This window comes from Pannonibacter sp. SL95 (assembly GCF_026672425.1).
Taxonomy (GTDB): domain Bacteria; phylum Pseudomonadota; class Alphaproteobacteria; order Rhizobiales; family Stappiaceae; genus Pannonibacter.
This window is the reverse complement of record NZ_JAPPRC010000003.1, coordinates 57,523-73,512: the sequence shown is the minus strand read 5'-3', so window position 1 is coordinate 73,512 and position 15,990 is coordinate 57,523. Positions and strand designations below refer to the sequence as shown.

The window sequence follows — 15,990 nt, the reverse complement described above, 5'->3', positions numbered from 1 at the left end:
ACCATGTATGTTGCCGTCAAGGGTGGCGAGAAGGCCATCCGCAACGCCCATCGCCTCATGGCCACCAAGCGCCGGGGCGACCGGTCGGTCCCCGGCCTGACGCTGGAACAGATCGCCGGTCAGCTCGCCATCGCCGTGGCCCGTGTCATGGGCGAAGGTTCGCTTTACGATGAGGGTCTGGCAGCGCTGGCCATCAAGCAGGCGCGCGGCGACCTGATCGAGGCCGTGTTCCTGCTGCGCGCCTACCGCACCACGCTGCCGCGCTTCGGCTACAGCGAGCCGGTCGACACTGGCGCAATGCTGGTCGAACGCCGCATCTCGGCCACCTTCAAGGACCTGCCGGGCGGCCAGCTGCTCGGCCCCACGTTCGACTACACCCACCGTCTGCTCGACTTCAAGCTCGCCGCCGATGGCGAACTGGACGCGCCGCTGACGGCCGAGGTGACCGAGACCGCCATGCCGCGCGTCACGGATCTCCTCAGCGGTGAAGGCCTGATCGAGGAAGACGTGCAGCCGGAAGAGACCGCCGCAGTTGGCGACCTGACGCGCGAACCGCTGTCCTTCCCTGCGGGCCGTGACCTGCGGCTGCAGAATCTTGCCCGAGGCGACGAGGGCTTCCTGCTGGCGCTGGCCTATTCCACCCAGCGCGGCTACGGCCGCACCCATCCCTTCGCCGGCGAGATCCGCTATGGCGCGGTGGAGGTGGAGTTCTTCGCCGAGGAACTGGGCTTTGCCGTGCCGCTCGGCCGTATCAACGTGACCGAGTGCCAGATGGTCAACCAGTTCAAGGGCTCGGCCAAGGTCCCGCCGCAGTTCACCCGCGGCTACGGCCTCGTCTTCGGCCAGGTCGAGCGCAAGGCCATGTCCATGGCCATGGTCGACCGGTCGCTGCGCTGCGAGGAGCTGGGCGAGGAACGCACCGCCCCGGCGCAGGACGAGGAATTCGTCATGTCCCATTCGGACAACGTCCAGGCAACCGGCTTTGTCGAACACCTGAAACTGCCTCACTACGTCGACTTCCAGGCCGAGCTGGATCTGGTTCGGCGCATGCGCGGGGAGTGGTTCGACCGGCAAGCCGCAGACCAGGCCGCAGCCAGCGAAGCCATCGGATCCGGACCGACGGGCACAAGCGAGAAGGAGGCAGCAGAATGACCGCAGTTGCCATCACCGAGACCGAGGGCGAGTACAACTTCGCCTATCTGGACGAGCAGACCAAGCGGATGATCCGCCGTGCCATCCTCAAGGGCATTGCCATCCCCGGCTACCAGGTTCCCTTCGCGGCCCGCGAGATGCCCATGCCCTACGGCTGGGGCACCGGCGGCGTGCAGGTGACCGCCGCCGTGCTGGGCCGCGAGGACACGCTGAAGGTCATCGACCAGGGCTCCGACGACACCACCAATGCGGTCGCGATCCGTGGCTTCTTTGAAAAGACGGCCCAGGTGAAGACCACCTCGGCGACGAAGGACGCCACGATCATCCAGACCCGGCACCGCATCCCGGAGAAGGAGCTGACCGAGGACCAGATCCTCGTCTTCCAGGTTCCGATCCCCGAGCCGTTGCGTTTCCTGGAGCCGCGCGAGACCGAGACCCGCAAGATGCACGCGCTTGAGGAATACGGCCTCATGCATGTGAAGCTCTACGAGGACATCGCCCACCACGGCCGCATCGCCACGACCTATGCCTATCCGGTGAAGGTCGCCGACCGCTACGTGATGGATCCATCGCCGACGCCGAAGTTCGACAATCCGAAGATCGACAACATGAAGGCGCTGCAGCTCTACGGCGCTGGCCGCGAGAAGCGCATCTACGCCATCCCGCCTTACACCAAGGTCAAGAGCCTCGACTTCGACGACCATCCCTTCGAGGTGCAGAAGTTCGACAAGCCCTGCGGCCTTTGCGGCGCGCGGCATGTCTATCTCGATGAAGTGGTGCTCGATGACCAGGGCGGGCGCATGTTCGTCTGTTCCGACAGCGACTATTGCGAGGAACGCCGCGCCGAGGGGCATGTCGGCGACATGGCCGCCAATCCGGCAGCATCGCATTTAGCCGGCAAATCATCCGGCGCAGCCAAGACGGAGGCGGGCGAATGACCGACTTTCTGAGCGAAGAGCCCCTGCTGCGGGCCAGCGGCGTCACCCGCTTCTACGGCGACCGGATCGGCTGCCGCGATGTCTCCTTCGAACTGTGGCCGGGCGAGGTTCTGGCCATCGTTGGCGAGAGCGGCTCTGGCAAGACCACCCTCCTGAACTGCCTCGCCACCCGCCTCGCCCCGACCGCCGGTGCCATCGAGTACCGCATGCGCGACGGCGCGATGCGCGACCTGTTCCAGCTGACCGAGGCCGAACGCCGCTTCCTGATGCGCACCGACTGGGGCTTCGTGCACCAGAACGCCGCCGATGGCCTGCGCATGACCGTGTCGGCTGGCGCCAATGTCGGCGAGCGGCTGATGGCTGTCGGCAACCGCCACTATGGCAACATCCGTGGCACGGCGCTTGACTGGCTCGAGCGCGTCGAGATCGACGGCACCCGCATCGATGACGACCCGCGCGCCTTCTCCGGCGGCATGCGCCAGCGCCTGCAGATCGCCCGCAATCTCGTCACCGGTCCGCGCCTTGTGTTCATGGACGAGCCCACCGGCGGTCTCGACGTGTCGGTGCAGGCGCGCCTTCTGGACTTGCTGCGCGGCCTCGTGGCCGATCTCGGCCTGTCGGTGGTCATCGTCACGCATGATCTCGCCGTCGCCCGCCTGCTCTCGCATCGCATGATCGTCATGCGCAATGGCGAGGTGATCGAGACCGGCCTGACCGATCAGGTGCTGGACGACCCGCAGGCGCCCTACACCCAGCTTCTCGTCTCTTCCATTCTCCAGGTCTGAGGTCTCCCATGCGCACCCGTCTTTGTCTCAATGACGTCGGCAAGACCTTCACCATGCATTTGCAGGGCGGTCTGGCCATTCCCGTGGTGGCTGGTGTCAGCTTTGCGGTGGATGCCGGCGAATGCGTCGTGCTTGGCGGCCCCTCCGGCGCCGGCAAGAGCTCGATCCTGAAGATGATCTACGGCAACTACCGCTGCGAACGCGGTCAGATCCTGGTCACCGAAGACGAGAAGATCGTCAACATCGCCACTGCCGCCCCGCGTCAGGTGCTTGCCCTGCGGCAGAAGACCATCGGCTACGTCAGCCAGTTCCTGCGCGTCATCCCGCGCGTGTCGGCCGAGAACGTCGTCGCCGAACCGCTGATCGCCCAAGGAACCGGCGAGGCCGCCGCCCGCAAGGTCGCCCGCGACCTGCTGGCCCGTCTGAACGTGCCGGAAACCCTGTGGACCCTGCCGCCCGCCACCTTCTCCGGCGGCGAACAGCAGCGCGTCAACATCGCCCGCGGCTTCATTGCCCATTACCCGCTGCTGCTGCTGGACGAGCCGACGGCCTCGCTGGACGCCGCCAACCGCGCGGTGGTGATCGACCTCGTCAATGAAAAGAAGCAGCAGGGCGTCGCCATGCTCGGCATCCTGCATGACCTCGACGTGCGCGAGGTCATCGCCGACCGCGTCGTCGACGTCTCGGGCTTCTCGGCCCGGGCAGCCTGATCGGACAGGGGAACTGGCGATGGACAGCGTCAAGGCACAGGCAAAGCTGGCGGAAACGGTGGTCCATGCCACCGTGCGCCAGCGCGAGGTGACGATCGGCCGGCACTGCGAGGTGCTGGCCCACTCCCGGCTGGAATATTCCAGCATCGGCGACTTCAGCTATCTGGGCGAATATTGCGAGGCGGCGGATACGGTGATCGGCAAGTTCACAGCCATCGCCAATTCGGTGCGGATCGGCGCGCCGAACCACCCGATGGACCGGCCTTCGCAGCACCGATTCACCTATTGCCCGGAATACTATGACCCGGCCGCCACCCGCGACGCCGGCTTCTTCGCCGACCGCCGCGCCGCCCGTGTCCTCATCGGCAATGATGTCTGGATCGGCCACGGCGCCATCCTCCTGCCCGGAGTGACCGTGGGCGACGGCGCCGTGATCGCAGCCGGCGCCGTCGTCAGCCGCGATGTGGCGCCCTACACCATCGTCGGCGGTGTACCCGCGCGGCGGATCCGTGACCGCTTCGCACCCGGGATCGCGGCACGGCTTGGCCGCATCCGCTGGTGGGACTGGCCGGATGAGCTGATTTTTTCCCGGCTCAGTGATTTTCAACAGGCGGACATAGCCGCCTTTTGCGATAGCTACGATCCGGAGCGCTGATCGCCGCAAAACTGTCATCGAACCGACACGCTCGCCCTCTAAGCGCTCTGCCATTATCAGGAAGTCGTCCGAAAGTTAGCCATCCATGCGTTACGCCATCTATTACACCGCCCCCGTCGATGCGGAGCTGACCCGCTTGGGCGCCACATGGCTCGGCCGCGATGCCGTGACGGACACCCCGCTGACGCAGCCGGAGGTAGACGGGCTGACGGCGGACGAGGTGGCAAGCCTGACGACCGATCCACGCCGCTACGGCTTCCACGCTACGCTGAAGGCGCCGTTCTCGCTGAAGGATGGGATCAGCGAGGCCGAGCTAGTCGACGGCTTCCGCCGTTTCTGCGCCCGCGCGGCCGTCTTCGAGATCCCGGCGCTGGACGTGACCCTTCTCGGCCGCTTCCTCGCCCTGACGCCGCAGCCGGCAAGCGCCGAGCTGAACGCCTTTGCCGCCGCCTGCGTCACCGCCTTCGAGCCGTTCCGCGCTCCCCTCAGCGAGGCCGACATTGCCCGGCGCATGGCCTCCGGCCTCAACGCCCGCCAGCAGGAGCTGCTCGCCGCCTGGGGCTATCCTTACATCTTCGAGGACTTCCGCTTTCACATGACGCTGTCGGTGAAGCTGGATGACGACGTCGCGCGCGCGGCGCTGCAGCAGGCGGCAGAGACGTATTTCGCCTCTGTCATCCGCCGCCCGCACGCCATCGCCAGCCTTGGCCTTTTCTGCGAACCCGAGCGCAACGCCCCCTTCAAGATGGTGGATGTGCTGCCATTGACCGGCGCCCTTGCGCCGACTGAGCCGGCCCTTGGCCAGGCTCTGTGACTTTTCAGGATGATCCGTTCATGACCGAAATGACCCACAGCTTCCGCAACGCCCGCCTCGTACTTCCCGATGAAGTGATCGACGGCAGCCTCGACATCCGCGCCGGCCTGATTTCCGGCATTGCCAGCGGCGCTGCCTCGCATGGCCATGATTGCGAGGGTGACTATCTCATCCCCGGGCTGGTCGAGCTGCACACCGACCACCTCGAGGTGCATTACGCCCCGCGTCCGAAGGTGCGCTGGAACCCGGTTTCCTCCGTCCAGGCCCATGACGCGCAGATTGCCTGCGCCGGCATCACCACCGTGTTCGACGCGCTGCGCCTCGGCATGGATGAGGACGCGGATCTCAAGGCCGACGACATGCGCCTGCTGGCCGATGCCATCGAGACCGCCCGGGCAGAAAATCGCCTCCGCGCAGACCACTTCATCCACCTGCGCTGCGAAGTGTCGGCGCCGGACGTGATGGATGGCTTCGAGATCTTCGGCCATGATCCGCTCGTCAAGCTGATCTCGCTGATGGACCATACCCCCGGTCAGCGCCAGTTCGTCTCCCTCGACGCCTACAAGCTCTACTACAAGTCCAAGAAGGGCTTCACCGACGAGCAGATGGCCGAGTTCATCGAGAAGCGCCGCGCCCGTGCCGATGACATCGCTCCGCGCAACCGCAAGCTCCTGTCTGCCATCGCCGCCGAACATGGCGTGATCATCGCCAGCCATGACGATGCCACGGTTGCGCATGTGGACGAGGCGATCAGCCTCAACACCCGCATCGCCGAATTCCCGACCACCCTGGAAGCGGCCCGCGCCTCCCATGCCGCCGGCATGGGCGTGCTGATGGGCGGCCCGAACGTGGTGCGCGGTGGCTCCCACTCCGGCAACGTTTCGGCCAAGGCCCTGGCGGAAGACGGCTGTCTCGACATTCTTTCGTCGGACTATGTTCCGGCCTCCCTGCTGCAGGCCGCGTTCCAGCTGGCCGACGAGATCGACAGCCTGACGCTGCCCAAGGCCATGGCCATGGTCACCTCGACCCCGGCGGAAATGGCTGGCCTGCATGACCGCGGCCGCCTCGTCGAAGGCCGGCGCGCCGATCTGGTGCAGGTGCGCATGGTCGGATCCGTGCCGGTGGTGCGCGGTGTCTGGCGCGAAGGCCGCCGCGTCGCCTGAAGCCGAAAATCGCCGGAAGGCGGACGTCCAGACGGAGCCGGACATGACCGACATCGCAGCAATGGACAGTCTCGAGACTGGGCGCACGGCTCCGGTCGGTCCCGGTCGGCTTGTTCTGGTTGTCGGGCCGAGCGGAGCGGGCAAGGACACGCTGATGAACGCGCTGCGGGCCGATCTCAGCGCTGATCCCCGCTTCGTCTTCGCCCGCCGCCAGATCACCCGCGCCGCTGACGGGGCAACGGAGGACCACGACGTCATCGACCGGGCCGAGTATGACCGCCGCTGCGCCTGCGGCGAGGTCGCTCTGGCCTGGGAAGCGCATGGTCTCGGCTACATCCTGCCGCCGAACGTCGATACGGCCGTGCGGCAGGGTCTGACAGTCATCGCCAACGGTGCCCGCCGCGCGCTGCCGTTGGCTCAGGCCAAGTACGCCCATGTCCGGGTGCTGCTGATCACCGCCCCGCGCGAAATCCTCGCAGAGCGCCTTGCTGCCCGTGGCCGCGAAACCCGCGAGCAGATCGAGGCCCGTCTTGATCAGGCCGATCTCGACATGCCAGGGATCGACGGCCTCATCCGCATCGACAACACCGGCTCCATTGCCGACAGCCTTGCCCTGATGCGGGCCGCCATCTCCGCGCCGGACTGACGGTTCGACAACCGCGCTTACGGCGGCGGCGGCGCAGCCGGCTGGTCCGGGATCACAACGGGGCCAGCCTCGCCCTGGGTTTCCTGACCGGGTTGCAGGCCCTTCACGCCCAGAGACCCGAGGAACCCGCTTGGCAGGCCGAAGCCCTGCTCGACGGCCTTCAGCACTTCCTGGTCGTTCACCTCGCCATCGAGCACCTTCTGCACGTCGATCTGTGTCTTGCCGCCCGTCGCCTGTTCGATCAGCTTGCCAGCAGCCGTGTTGAGCACATCTTCCGGCTTGGTACGCAGCAGCTTGACGAAGCCACCGCCATCCTCCTCCAGCTGCTTGTAGGCAGCAGCTGGGTTTTCCAGGATCCCCTGGATGTCCGGATAGATCTGCGGCTGGGACCAGGGGCCGCGAATGACAATCGGCACGCCAAGGCCGCCCATCACCTTGTCCGCGCCCTTCTTGCGCGGCTGCGGTGCGATGCCTTCAAGGCTCGGCACGATCTGCGGTTCCACGCGCCAGTCCAGCGTCATCGCCGGCATGTCCGTCGTGCCGCCGCCGGTCATCTGCAGAAGGGGCCCGTTCATCGCCAGATCGCTACTGACCGCGACGCCGTTCTGAAGCGAGAACGAGGCGCTGAGGCTGGTAAAGTCCGTCTGGTTGTCCTTCGCCGTCTGCCAGCCCAGCAGGGTTTCAACCGCAAGGCCGCGCACCATCTTTGGAATGTTGACGCCGAGGATGGCGCCATCGGCAAACGCAACCCGCGCCGTGCCGCCAAGGTTACCGACCAGCTCCGCCTCGCTGCCACCTTGCGTCGTCACATCAAAGGACAGTCCAGCCTGCCCCTGCAGCCAGGAGATCCCGGCCGCATCGCGCAGGAAGTCGCGTCCATTCAGCCCGGCAAGCTCCAGCGCTGCGCTGATCCGGGGCTGCCGCGCGCCGCCCTCGACCGAGAGGTTACCCTTGCCGCTGCCACCGTACAGCGCCATGCGCTCCAGACTGGCGGCGAGCGTGCCATTGGTGATCAACACAGCGACCTTGCTTTCGCCGATGCTGATCTTGTCCCAGGTGATCGCCCCTGCAGTCAATGACAAGTCGGCATCGAGCGCGGCAAGCCCGCCAAAGTCGACCGGAGCGTTGCTCCATCCGGCGGGTGCTGCGGTCTTCGGCGTCTTGCCGCCCGACTGCTTGCCACCGGCCGCCGTCGATGTCGCGCGGCCAAGATAGGGATCAAGCGGTAGGCTCTCCAGCGCGAGTTTCGCCGTCAGCTTCGGCGTTCCGGAAAGGCGCAGGCTGCCCTCGCCCGTTCCCTTGATGCCGTCGAGCGTGAAGCGCGCCTGCGAGAAGCTGACCGCATCAGGTGCCGCTGCCAGCTGCCCGGCCAGCGACAGGTTCTTCAGTCCGTCGCCCTTCGGCAGGGGGCGCCCGAGCCAGGACAGCAGGCCGCGCAGGTCTGCGGTGTCCAGGACAACATCGCCGTCGAGCCCCTTGGCTCCGGCGACGCGCCCGTCAAATCCGATCGTCACGCGCTGGCCTTGCGCCTTCACTTCGAGCGGTGCGGGCAGACCGGCCAGAAGCGGCGCGGGTGTCGCCTTGCCGCGAATGGCAAAGGGTTCGTCGCGCCATTTCACCTGACCGGTGACGGCAATCGGCTTGTCCAACCCGTCGAATTTCGCCGTCATGTTGAGGCCGGTGAGGCGGTCCGCTTGCGGGTCACCGCCAGCCAGGCCCGCAAGCCCGAGCCCCGAGACTGTGCCATCGCTCAGCGTGACACTGCCCGACAAGGCAAGGCTTGCCAGAAGTTCCGGCGTCGACTGGCCCTGGGCCGAGAAGGCCAGATCGGTTGCAAAGGCTCCTTCCGCCGGCAGGCTGCGGCCTGTCAGGGTCAAGACGTCGGCCAGCGTGCCGCCGGTCGACTGCACACGGCCAGTGATCCGGGGCGCCTTGCCGCCAAGCTCGGCTTGCGCAGCCCCGGCCAGCGTCATCGCGCCAACGCTGAAGGACGCCTCGTGCACCAGCACCTCGGCCGGGCTCGCCGCGACGCGGCCGGACAGGCTGACCGCCCCGGCCAGCGCCGGCAATTCAGCCGGAGAGGAGCCGGTCAGGGCAAGTGCCTCCGCAAGCGAAGCCGCCTTGCCGTCGAGACGCAGGTCAAGCGCAAGCGGCGCAAGGCCGAGGCTTCCCTTGGCCGACAGGCTTGTTGCCCCCGATGACAGGGTCGCGGAAACGGCTGCCGCCGCACCGCCCGCAAGCTTCACCGGAGAATCCGCTTCCGCCTCAAGCTTGACCGGCAGGCCCTGCCAGGTGGCGGTTCCGGACAGGCGGGCCGGACCGGCGAGATCCGGCACGGCCAACCGCGCATCCACGCCGGTCAGGAGAAGGTCCCTGCCGCTGCGGGCATCAGCATAGGCAATCTGCCCGCGTACGATCTCGACATCGTCGAAACCGACACGGGTCAGGCCGGAGAGTTCGCGCACGGCGCCCTGATCGCCGCCCGTGACGGCGGCAGGCGGCTCGCTGGCCGGCTGCGCTGGCTGGTCTGGCGCCGGGGTTGCGCCATCAAACTGGGTGAAGACGCCTTCGATCCGCTTCATCGGCTGGCGCGGGGCCCAGCTGGTCTGGCCGTCGGCGGCAATTTCAAGCTGCAGGCGCGGCGCGTCGAGCCGCACACCGGTCACCTGAACCGCGCCGCCAAACAGCGCGCCCCAGGCGAGCGAGAACTCCACCGCCTCCGCCTTGGCAAATTCCAGCCCGCGTGTGCCCGCCTCACCGGACAGGCCAACGTCCTTCGCAGTCAGATGCAGGCCGGGAAACAGCGACACCTCGACGCCGCCATCGACCCTGAGGTACCAGCCTGTGGCCGCTTCCAGCTCCTGCACCACCCGCGCCTTGATCGCCTCGCGCGGAAGGAACATGGGCACAACGAACACAGCCGTCCCGACGACGAGGCCCGTTCCGGCCAGTGCGATCAGCGCGCGCTTCATCCCGTCTCTCCGCAATCGAATCGCGGCTAGTCTAAGGCAAAGCGTGTCAACAGCGTGACCATTGATCGCCCGGTGACCTCAGGGATCGTCTAAACTGTCAGGTGGCGGCGGACTTCCTGCTCGTCCAGCTCGGCGCGCGCGCCGGCCATGACCACCTCGCCGCGGTCCATGACCGCGAATGTGTCAGCCAGATCGCGGGCAAATTCGAAGTATTGCTCCACCAGAACGATGGCCATCGTGCCTTGCTGCCGCAACCAGTCGATGGCCCGGCCGATATCCTTGATGATCGACGGCTGGATGCCTTCGGTCGGCTCGTCAAGGATCAGCAGGCGCGGCCGGGTGACGAGGGCGCGGGCAATGGCGAGCTGCTGCTGCTGGCCGCCCGAAAGGTCGCCGCCGCGACGCGACAGCATCGCCTTCAGCACCGGAAACAGCTCGAAGATCTCGGCCGGGAGCTTGCGGTCGCGCCAGGGCAGAGGTGCAAAACCGGTTTCGAGGTTTTCCTTCACGCTCAGGAGCGGGAATATCTCGCGCCCTTGCGGCACCACCGCAATGCCGAGCTTTGCCCGCTGATGCGGCGCCAGCTTCGAAATGTCTTGCCCATTCCACAGGATGCGTCCGGCACTGATGTCTTGTTGCCCTGCAATCGCGCGCAAGGTCGACGTCTTCCCCACCCCGTTGCGTCCCATGACGCAGGTCACTTCGCCCACCTTCGCCTCCAGCGACACCGCCTTCAGCGCCTGCGCGGCCCCGTAATGCAGATCAATCTTCTCAACGCTCAGCATGGTCTGCTCCGAATTCGCCATCAAACGCCACCGCCTGTTTTCGCCCCCCGTGGAGGGAGGTCCGAAACAGACCAACCGTCGCGCATTGCCTTCCAACTTGCCGCGGCTTCCTCTCCCCCCTTGAGGGGGAGATGTCTGCATCAGCAGACAGAGGGGGGTGGCGGCGCCCAAACACGTTCCTGCCGCTCTCATGGTCTGAGAGGCTGACACCCCCCTCTGCCCCCTGAAGGGGGCATCTCCCCCTCAAGGGGGGAGAGGGCGGCCAGACAAGCCGGGCGGGCTATTGCTTCACCGCCCGAGATAAACCTCCACCACCCGCTCGTCCGACGACACGTGGTCGATCGAGCCCTCGGCCAGCACCGATCCCTCGTGCAGAACCGTCACCTTGACGCCCAGCGCGCGGATGAAGGTCATGTCGTGTTCCACCACCACGACCGAGCGGGTCTTGTTGATGTCGCGCAGGAGATCGGCCGTCTCGGCAGTCTCCGCGTCGGTCATGCCGGCTGCCGGCTCGTCGACCAGAAGCAGCTGCGGTTCCTGCGCCAGCAGCATGCCGATCTCCAGCCATTGCTTCTGGCCGTGGCTGAGGTTGGCCGCCAGATCGTCCCGCCGGCTGCCGAGCCGGATCAGCTCCAGCAAGTCCTCGATGCGGGCTCTTTCTGCAGGGCGCAGCACATGGAACAACGTCGAGAACGGCCCGCGCGGCGCTTTCAGCGCCAGCTCCAGATTGTCCCAGACGGTATGGCTCTCGAACACGGTCGGCTTCTGGAACTTGCGGCCAATGCCGAGTTCCGCAATCGCCGCTTCATCCATGCGGGTAAGGTCCGTGGCGCCGCCAAAGAACACTTCGCCGCTGTCGGGCCGGGTCTTGCCGGTGATGACATCCATCATCGTCGTCTTGCCGGCGCCATTGGGGCCAATGATCGCCCGCATTTCCCCCGGCTCGATCACCAGCGAGAGCGAATTGAGCGCGCGGAACCCGTCGAAGGAAACACTGACGCCGTCGAAATAGAGAAGGCTGGACTGGCGCATGGCTTACTCCGCCGGTTGGGGTTCGCCCGTGGAGGGCGTTGCGGGTTCGGATTTCAGCGTCCGGTGCCGGGGCAGCCGGGCCCGCACCATGGCGGCCAGACCGACCAGCCCTTTCGGCAGGAACAGGGTGACGACGACGAACAGGGCACCAAGGGCAAACAGCCAGACCTCCGGCAGCACCGCCGTGAACCAGGTCTTGCCATAGTTGACCAGCACCGCGCCAAAGATCGGGCCGAACAGCGTGCCCCGCCCGCCGACGGCCACCCAGATGACGGCCTCGATGGAATTGGCCGGCTCGAACTCGCCCGGGTTGATGATGCCGACCTGCGGCACGTAGAGCGCCCCTGCAAGCCCGGCCATCATCGCCGACAGGGTCCAGACGAACAGCTTGTAATGCTCCACCCGGTAGCCGAGGAAGCGCGTGCGGCTTTCCGCATCGCGCACCGCCACCAGCACCTTGCCGAGCTTGGACCGGGTGACCGAGCGGGCCAGCAGGAAGCACAGCACCAGGGCCAGCCCGGAGGCCACGAACAGCGCCGCGCGGGTTCCGTCCGCCTGGACCGGGAAGCCGAGGATGTCCTTGAAGTCGGTGAGGCCATTGTTGCCGCCAAAGCCCATGTCATTGCGGAAGAAGGCGAGCAGCAGCGCATAGGTGAGCGCCTGGGTGATGATCGACAGATAAACCCCGGACACACGCGAGCGGAAGGCAAACCAGCCGAAGATGAAGGCCAGCACGCCCGGCACCAAGAGCACCATCATCAACGCATAGGGGAACATGTCGAAGCCGGTCCAATACCAGGGCAGCTCCTTCCAGTTCAGGAACACCATGAAGTCCGGCAGCACCGGGTCACCATAAACGCCGCGCGGTCCGATCTGGCGCATCAGGTACATGCCCATGGCATAGCCGCCGAGGGCAAAGAAGGCACCGTGTCCGAGCGAGAGGATGCCGCAGTAACCCCAGACCAGATCCACCGACAGCGCCAGCAGCGCATAGGTCAGATACTTGCCCATCAGGCTGACCGCATAGGTCGGCACATGCAGCGGATGGTCAGGCGGTAGCAGCAGGTTGAGCGCCGGCACCGCAACAATGACAAGACCGAGGATGGCCAGGAACAGCGCCGCCTGGCGGTCGAAGGCGCGAACGAGAAACGACGTAATCATGCTTCGACTGCCCGGCCCTTGAGGGCGAACAGCCCCCGCGGACGCTTCTGGATGAAGAGGATGATGAAGACGAGCATGAGGATCTTGGCGAGCACTGCCCCGGCATAGGGTTCCAGGAACTTGTTCACCACACCAAGCGTCAGCGCGCCGACAAGCGTGCCCCAGAGATTGCCGACCCCGCCGAACACCACGACCATGAAGCTGTCGATGATGTAACCCTGACCGAGGTTGGGCGACACGTTGTCGATCTGCGACAGCGCCACCCCGGCAATGCCAGCAATGCCCGACCCAAGCCCGAAGGTCAGCGCGTCGATCCAGGGTGTGCGGATGCCCATCGAGGCTGCCATGCGCCGGTTCTGGGTCACAGCCCGCGTATAGAGGCCAAAGGGCGTCTTCTTCAGCACCAGCATCAGCCCAGCAAAGACCAGCAGCGAGAACACCACGATCCAGAGGCGGTTGTAGGTGATCGTCATCTCGCCGAGCTGGAAGGCACCGGACATCCAGTCCGGATTGCCGACTTCCCGATTGGTCGGGCCGAAGATGGAACGCACGGCCTGCTGCAGGATCAGCGACAGGCCCCAGGTGGCCAGCAGTGTCTCCAGCGGCCGGCCATAGAGGAAGCGGATGATCCCGCGCTCGATGGCAATGCCGATCAGCGCGGTCACGAGAAAGGCAAGCGGCAGGGCGATGGCGAGCGAGCCGCCGAACAGTCCCGGCGCGGTGGTGCGGATCACCTCCTGCACCATGAAGGTGACATAGGCCCCGATCATTACCATCTCGCCATGCGCCATGTTGATGACGCCCATTACACCGAAGGTGATGGCAAGGCCGATGGCGGCCAGCAACAGCACAGACCCCAGCGAAATGCCGTACCAGACATTCTGGCCAACATCCCAGAGCGCCAAGTTCTGGTTGATGCCGGTGATGGCGCGGGTCGCGGCATCGCGCAGGGCAACCGGCGTCCCGGCGTTTCCGGCTACGCCCGTCAGGATCGACAGGGCATCCCGGTCACCGCGGCCCGCCAGCACGCGAACGGCCTCGATCTTGGTTGTTTCGGGCGCATCGACCGCGAGGAGAACGGCAGCCCGCGCCTCCTGCATTACGGTCAGAACGCGAGCGTCGGTCTCGGCCGCAATCGCCGCATCCAGCAGCGCCAATCCTTCGACGTCGACCGATTTGAACATCGCACCCGCCGCAGCCATCCGCACCTGCGGATCCGGCGCCATCAGCGTCAGGCCGCCCAGCGCGCTGCGGATGGTGCGGCGCAAGCCATTGTTGACCTTGATCTTTGTCAGCGCCGCCGGCGACGTGGTGCCGAGCGCCTCGCCTGTTAGCGGATCGGTCAGGGCGAGATCCGCGCCAGCCTTGGTCCCGATAACGACCAGCTTGTCGCTCTTGCGCTCATAAAGGTCACCGTTGGACAGCGCCTCAAGCGCGGGTGCCACAGCCGGGTTTGCCGTCGCAGCCAGCGCACCGACCTGCGCCTCCGTTTCCTTGAAGCCGCCCTTAGCCAGCGCATTGACCAGTGGCCGAAGCACCTCAACGCCCTCTGCATGACCGGTTGTCTGGACCATGCAGCCCATCACCAGCGCCAGCAGGCAGATCATCAGATTTTTCAGAGACATATGCGCCACCAGGCTGGAAGAATTTGGGATTGGGCCAACATGCAAACCATTTTCCGCACCCGCTCCGTGTCACCCCGGCCGAGCAACGCGAGAGCCGGGGTGACGCGGAGAGCTTGTCAGCGTCTCGAAAGCCCCCTTCCCGGACATCCGGAAAGGAGACCTCGCTTACGCTCACATCAGCTGCCGGAGCCGCCGCACTTGCCGGTCTTGACGTTGAAGTTTCCGCAGGACAGCGGCGCGCGCCAGTCGGCGATCAGGTCCTTGGAGCCTTCGAGGTAGTCAGACCACTCGTCGCCCACCACGAGGCCCGGGGTTTCCCATACGGTCTCGAACTGGCCGTCGGCCTGGATCTCGCCGATGAGCACCGGCTTGGTGATGTGGTGGTTCGGCATCATGGCCGAGTAGCCGCCGGAGAGGTTCGGCACGGACACGCCGACGAGGGAGTCGATCACGGCATCCGGATCGACGGTGCCAGCCTTCTCGACCGCCTTCACCCACATGTTGAAGCCGATGTAATGCGCTTCCATCGGGTCATTGGTCACGCGCTTGTCGTTGCCGGTGAACGCACGCCAGCTGGAGATGAACTCGGCATTGACCGGGTTGTCGACGGACTGGAAGTAGTTCCAGGCGGCCAGGTGACCAACCAGCGGCGCGGTGTCGAGGCCGGCGAGCTCTTCCTCACCCACCGAGAAGGCGACGACGGGGATGTCTTCGGCTTTGATGCCGGCGTTGCCCAGTTCCTTGTAGAACGGCACGTTGGCGTCGCCGTTGATCGTCGAGACCACCGCGGTCTTCTTGCCAGCCGAGCCGAAAGCCTTGATGTCGGACACGATCGTCTGCCAGTCGGAATGACCGAACGGCGTGTAGTTGATCATGATGTCCTCGTCCTTGACGCCCTTCGACTTCAGGTAGGCTTCAAGGATCTTGTTGGTCGTGCGCGGATAGACATAGTCGGTGCCGGCCAGAACCCAGCGCTCGACGCCTTCGTCCTTCATCAGGTAATCCACCGCCGGGATCGCCTGCTGGTTGGGGGCAGCGCCGGTGTAGAAGACGTTGCGCTGGCTTTCCTCGCCTTCATACTGGACGGGGTAGAACAGGATCGAGTTCAGCTCCTCGAACACCGGCAGAACCGACTTGCGCGACACCGAGGTCCAGCAGCCGAACACGGCCGAGACCTTGTTGACCGAGATCAGCTCGCGCGCCTTTTCGGCAAACAGCGGCCAGTCTGAGGCCGGGTCAACGACCACGGCTTCCAGCTTCTTGCCGAGCACGCCGCCCTTCTTGTTCTGCTCCTCGATGAGGAACAGCATCGTGTCCTTCAGCGTGGTCTCGGAAATCGCCATCGTGCCCGAGAGCGAGTGCAGGATGCCGATCTTGATGGTCTCCTCGGCCATCGCACCGCCCATCATGGTCGATGCCATCAGACCTGCGAGCGTCAGCCCTGCCATGCGGCTTTTCAGTTTCATCATCTGTTTGTCCCCTTCTGTCCCCGACTGCCTTGACCTTGGCCATTCTTGCGGCCGGCTGGTTCCCTCAGCCGTCGAAGGGGATC

Annotated in this window: 14 protein-coding genes; 8 read left to right on the top strand and 6 right to left on the bottom strand. The window is 65.8% G+C overall.

What is annotated here, in order from left to right; genetic code table 11:
• Positions 1-3 precede the first annotated feature (3 nt).
• The 8 genes from OVA12_RS00940 (at position 4) to phnN (ending at position 6,863) form a co-directional block, all read left to right on the top strand.
• Positions 4-1,152, top strand: a complete 1,149-nt coding sequence (locus tag OVA12_RS00940) for a carbon-phosphorus lyase complex subunit PhnI (RefSeq protein ID WP_268133762.1) — start codon at positions 4-6, stop codon at positions 1,150-1,152.
• Complete coding sequence (locus OVA12_RS00935; protein WP_268133761.1) at positions 1,149-2,090, top strand: alpha-D-ribose 1-methylphosphonate 5-phosphate C-P-lyase PhnJ; 942 nt, start codon at positions 1,149-1,151, stop codon at positions 2,088-2,090. Before OVA12_RS00940 ends, OVA12_RS00935 begins: the two co-directional genes overlap by 4 nt.
• Positions 2,091-2,098: 8 nt before the next feature.
• Positions 2,099-2,875, top strand: coding sequence for a phosphonate C-P lyase system protein PhnK (phnK, locus tag OVA12_RS00930; protein ID WP_106753847.1), 777 nt, complete (start codon positions 2,099-2,101; stop codon positions 2,873-2,875).
• An 8-nt stretch (positions 2,876-2,883) separates the two neighbouring features.
• Positions 2,884-3,585 carry a phosphonate C-P lyase system protein PhnL gene (gene phnL / locus OVA12_RS00925; protein WP_268133760.1) on the top strand — a complete coding sequence of 234 codons (702 nt, stop codon included), beginning with the start codon at positions 2,884-2,886 and terminating at the stop codon, positions 3,583-3,585.
• A gap of 19 nt (positions 3,586-3,604) precedes the next feature.
• Entirely contained in the window at positions 3,605-4,240 is a 636-nt protein-coding gene (locus OVA12_RS00920) for a DapH/DapD/GlmU-related protein (RefSeq protein WP_268133759.1), read from the top strand.
• Positions 4,241-4,325: 85 nt separating this feature from the next.
• Positions 4,326-5,054, top strand: a complete 729-nt coding sequence (locus OVA12_RS00915; protein WP_268133758.1) for a DUF1045 domain-containing protein — start codon at positions 4,326-4,328, stop codon at positions 5,052-5,054.
• A 20-nt stretch (positions 5,055-5,074) separates the two neighbouring features.
• On the top strand, positions 5,075-6,217 hold the full coding sequence (locus OVA12_RS00910; RefSeq protein WP_268133757.1) for an alpha-D-ribose 1-methylphosphonate 5-triphosphate diphosphatase: 1,143 nt from the start codon (positions 5,075-5,077) through the stop codon (positions 6,215-6,217).
• 43 nt (positions 6,218-6,260) lie between these two features.
• On the top strand, positions 6,261-6,863 hold the full coding sequence (phnN, locus tag OVA12_RS00905) for a phosphonate metabolism protein/1,5-bisphosphokinase (PRPP-forming) PhnN (RefSeq protein ID WP_268133756.1): 603 nt from the start codon (positions 6,261-6,263) through the stop codon (positions 6,861-6,863).
• 17 nt (positions 6,864-6,880) lie between these two features.
• Here phnN and OVA12_RS00900 read toward each other — a convergent pair whose 3' ends face one another.
• From OVA12_RS00900 to urtA, 6 genes are all read right to left on the bottom strand, one after another.
• Positions 6,881-9,835 (bottom strand): AsmA family protein, encoded by a 2,955-nt coding sequence (locus tag OVA12_RS00900; protein ID WP_268133755.1) that lies wholly within the window; start codon positions 9,833-9,835, stop codon positions 6,881-6,883.
• 89 nt (positions 9,836-9,924) lie between these two features.
• Complete coding sequence (urtE, locus tag OVA12_RS00895; RefSeq protein ID WP_268133754.1) at positions 9,925-10,620, bottom strand: urea ABC transporter ATP-binding subunit UrtE; 696 nt, start codon at positions 10,618-10,620, stop codon at positions 9,925-9,927.
• Between the two features lie 288 nt (positions 10,621-10,908).
• Positions 10,909-11,652 carry an urea ABC transporter ATP-binding protein UrtD gene (gene urtD / locus OVA12_RS00890; RefSeq protein ID WP_268133753.1) on the bottom strand — a complete coding sequence of 248 codons (744 nt, stop codon included), beginning with the start codon at positions 11,650-11,652 and terminating at the stop codon, positions 10,909-10,911.
• Positions 11,653-11,655: 3 nt separating this feature from the next.
• Entirely contained in the window at positions 11,656-12,813 is a 1,158-nt protein-coding gene (gene urtC / locus OVA12_RS00885; RefSeq protein ID WP_326493876.1) for an urea ABC transporter permease subunit UrtC, read from the bottom strand.
• Positions 12,810-14,438 (bottom strand): urea ABC transporter permease subunit UrtB, encoded by a 1,629-nt coding sequence (urtB, locus tag OVA12_RS00880; RefSeq protein WP_268133752.1) that lies wholly within the window; start codon positions 14,436-14,438, stop codon positions 12,810-12,812. The genes urtC and urtB overlap by 4 nt, the downstream gene beginning before the upstream one ends.
• Before the next feature lie 176 nt (positions 14,439-14,614).
• Positions 14,615-15,886: an urea ABC transporter substrate-binding protein gene (gene urtA, locus OVA12_RS00875; protein WP_442793836.1), complete on the bottom strand. Its 1,272-nt coding sequence runs from the start codon at positions 15,884-15,886 to the stop codon at positions 14,615-14,617.
• Between the last annotated feature and the right edge of the window lie 104 nt (positions 15,887-15,990).

Coding starts and splice junctions, on each gene's coding strand:
- urtB (WP_268133752.1), bottom strand. CDS start 14,438: ATGTCTCTGAAAAATCTGATGATCTGCCTGCTGGCGCTGGTGATGGGC.
- urtC (WP_326493876.1), bottom strand. CDS start 12,813: ATGATTACGTCGTTTCTCGTTCGCGCCTTCGACCGCCAGGCGGCGCTG.
- phnN (WP_268133756.1), top strand. CDS start 6,261: ATGACCGACATCGCAGCAATGGACAGTCTCGAGACTGGGCGCACGGCT.
- urtE (WP_268133754.1), bottom strand. CDS start 10,620: ATGCTGAGCGTTGAGAAGATTGATCTGCATTACGGGGCCGCGCAGGCG.
- OVA12_RS00910 (WP_268133757.1), top strand. CDS start 5,075: ATGACCGAAATGACCCACAGCTTCCGCAACGCCCGCCTCGTACTTCCC.
- OVA12_RS00935 (WP_268133761.1), top strand. CDS start 1,149: ATGACCGCAGTTGCCATCACCGAGACCGAGGGCGAGTACAACTTCGCC.
- OVA12_RS00900 (WP_268133755.1), bottom strand. CDS start 9,835: ATGAAGCGCGCGCTGATCGCACTGGCCGGAACGGGCCTCGTCGTCGGG.
- urtD (WP_268133753.1), bottom strand. CDS start 11,652: ATGCGCCAGTCCAGCCTTCTCTATTTCGACGGCGTCAGTGTTTCCTTC.
- OVA12_RS00915 (WP_268133758.1), top strand. CDS start 4,326: ATGCGTTACGCCATCTATTACACCGCCCCCGTCGATGCGGAGCTGACC.
- OVA12_RS00940 (WP_268133762.1), top strand. CDS start 4: ATGTATGTTGCCGTCAAGGGTGGCGAGAAGGCCATCCGCAACGCCCAT.
- urtA (WP_442793836.1), bottom strand. CDS start 15,886: ATGGCAGGGCTGACGCTCGCAGGTCTGATGGCATCGACCATGATGGGC.
- OVA12_RS00920 (WP_268133759.1), top strand. CDS start 3,605: ATGGACAGCGTCAAGGCACAGGCAAAGCTGGCGGAAACGGTGGTCCAT.
- phnL (WP_268133760.1), top strand. CDS start 2,884: ATGCGCACCCGTCTTTGTCTCAATGACGTCGGCAAGACCTTCACCATG.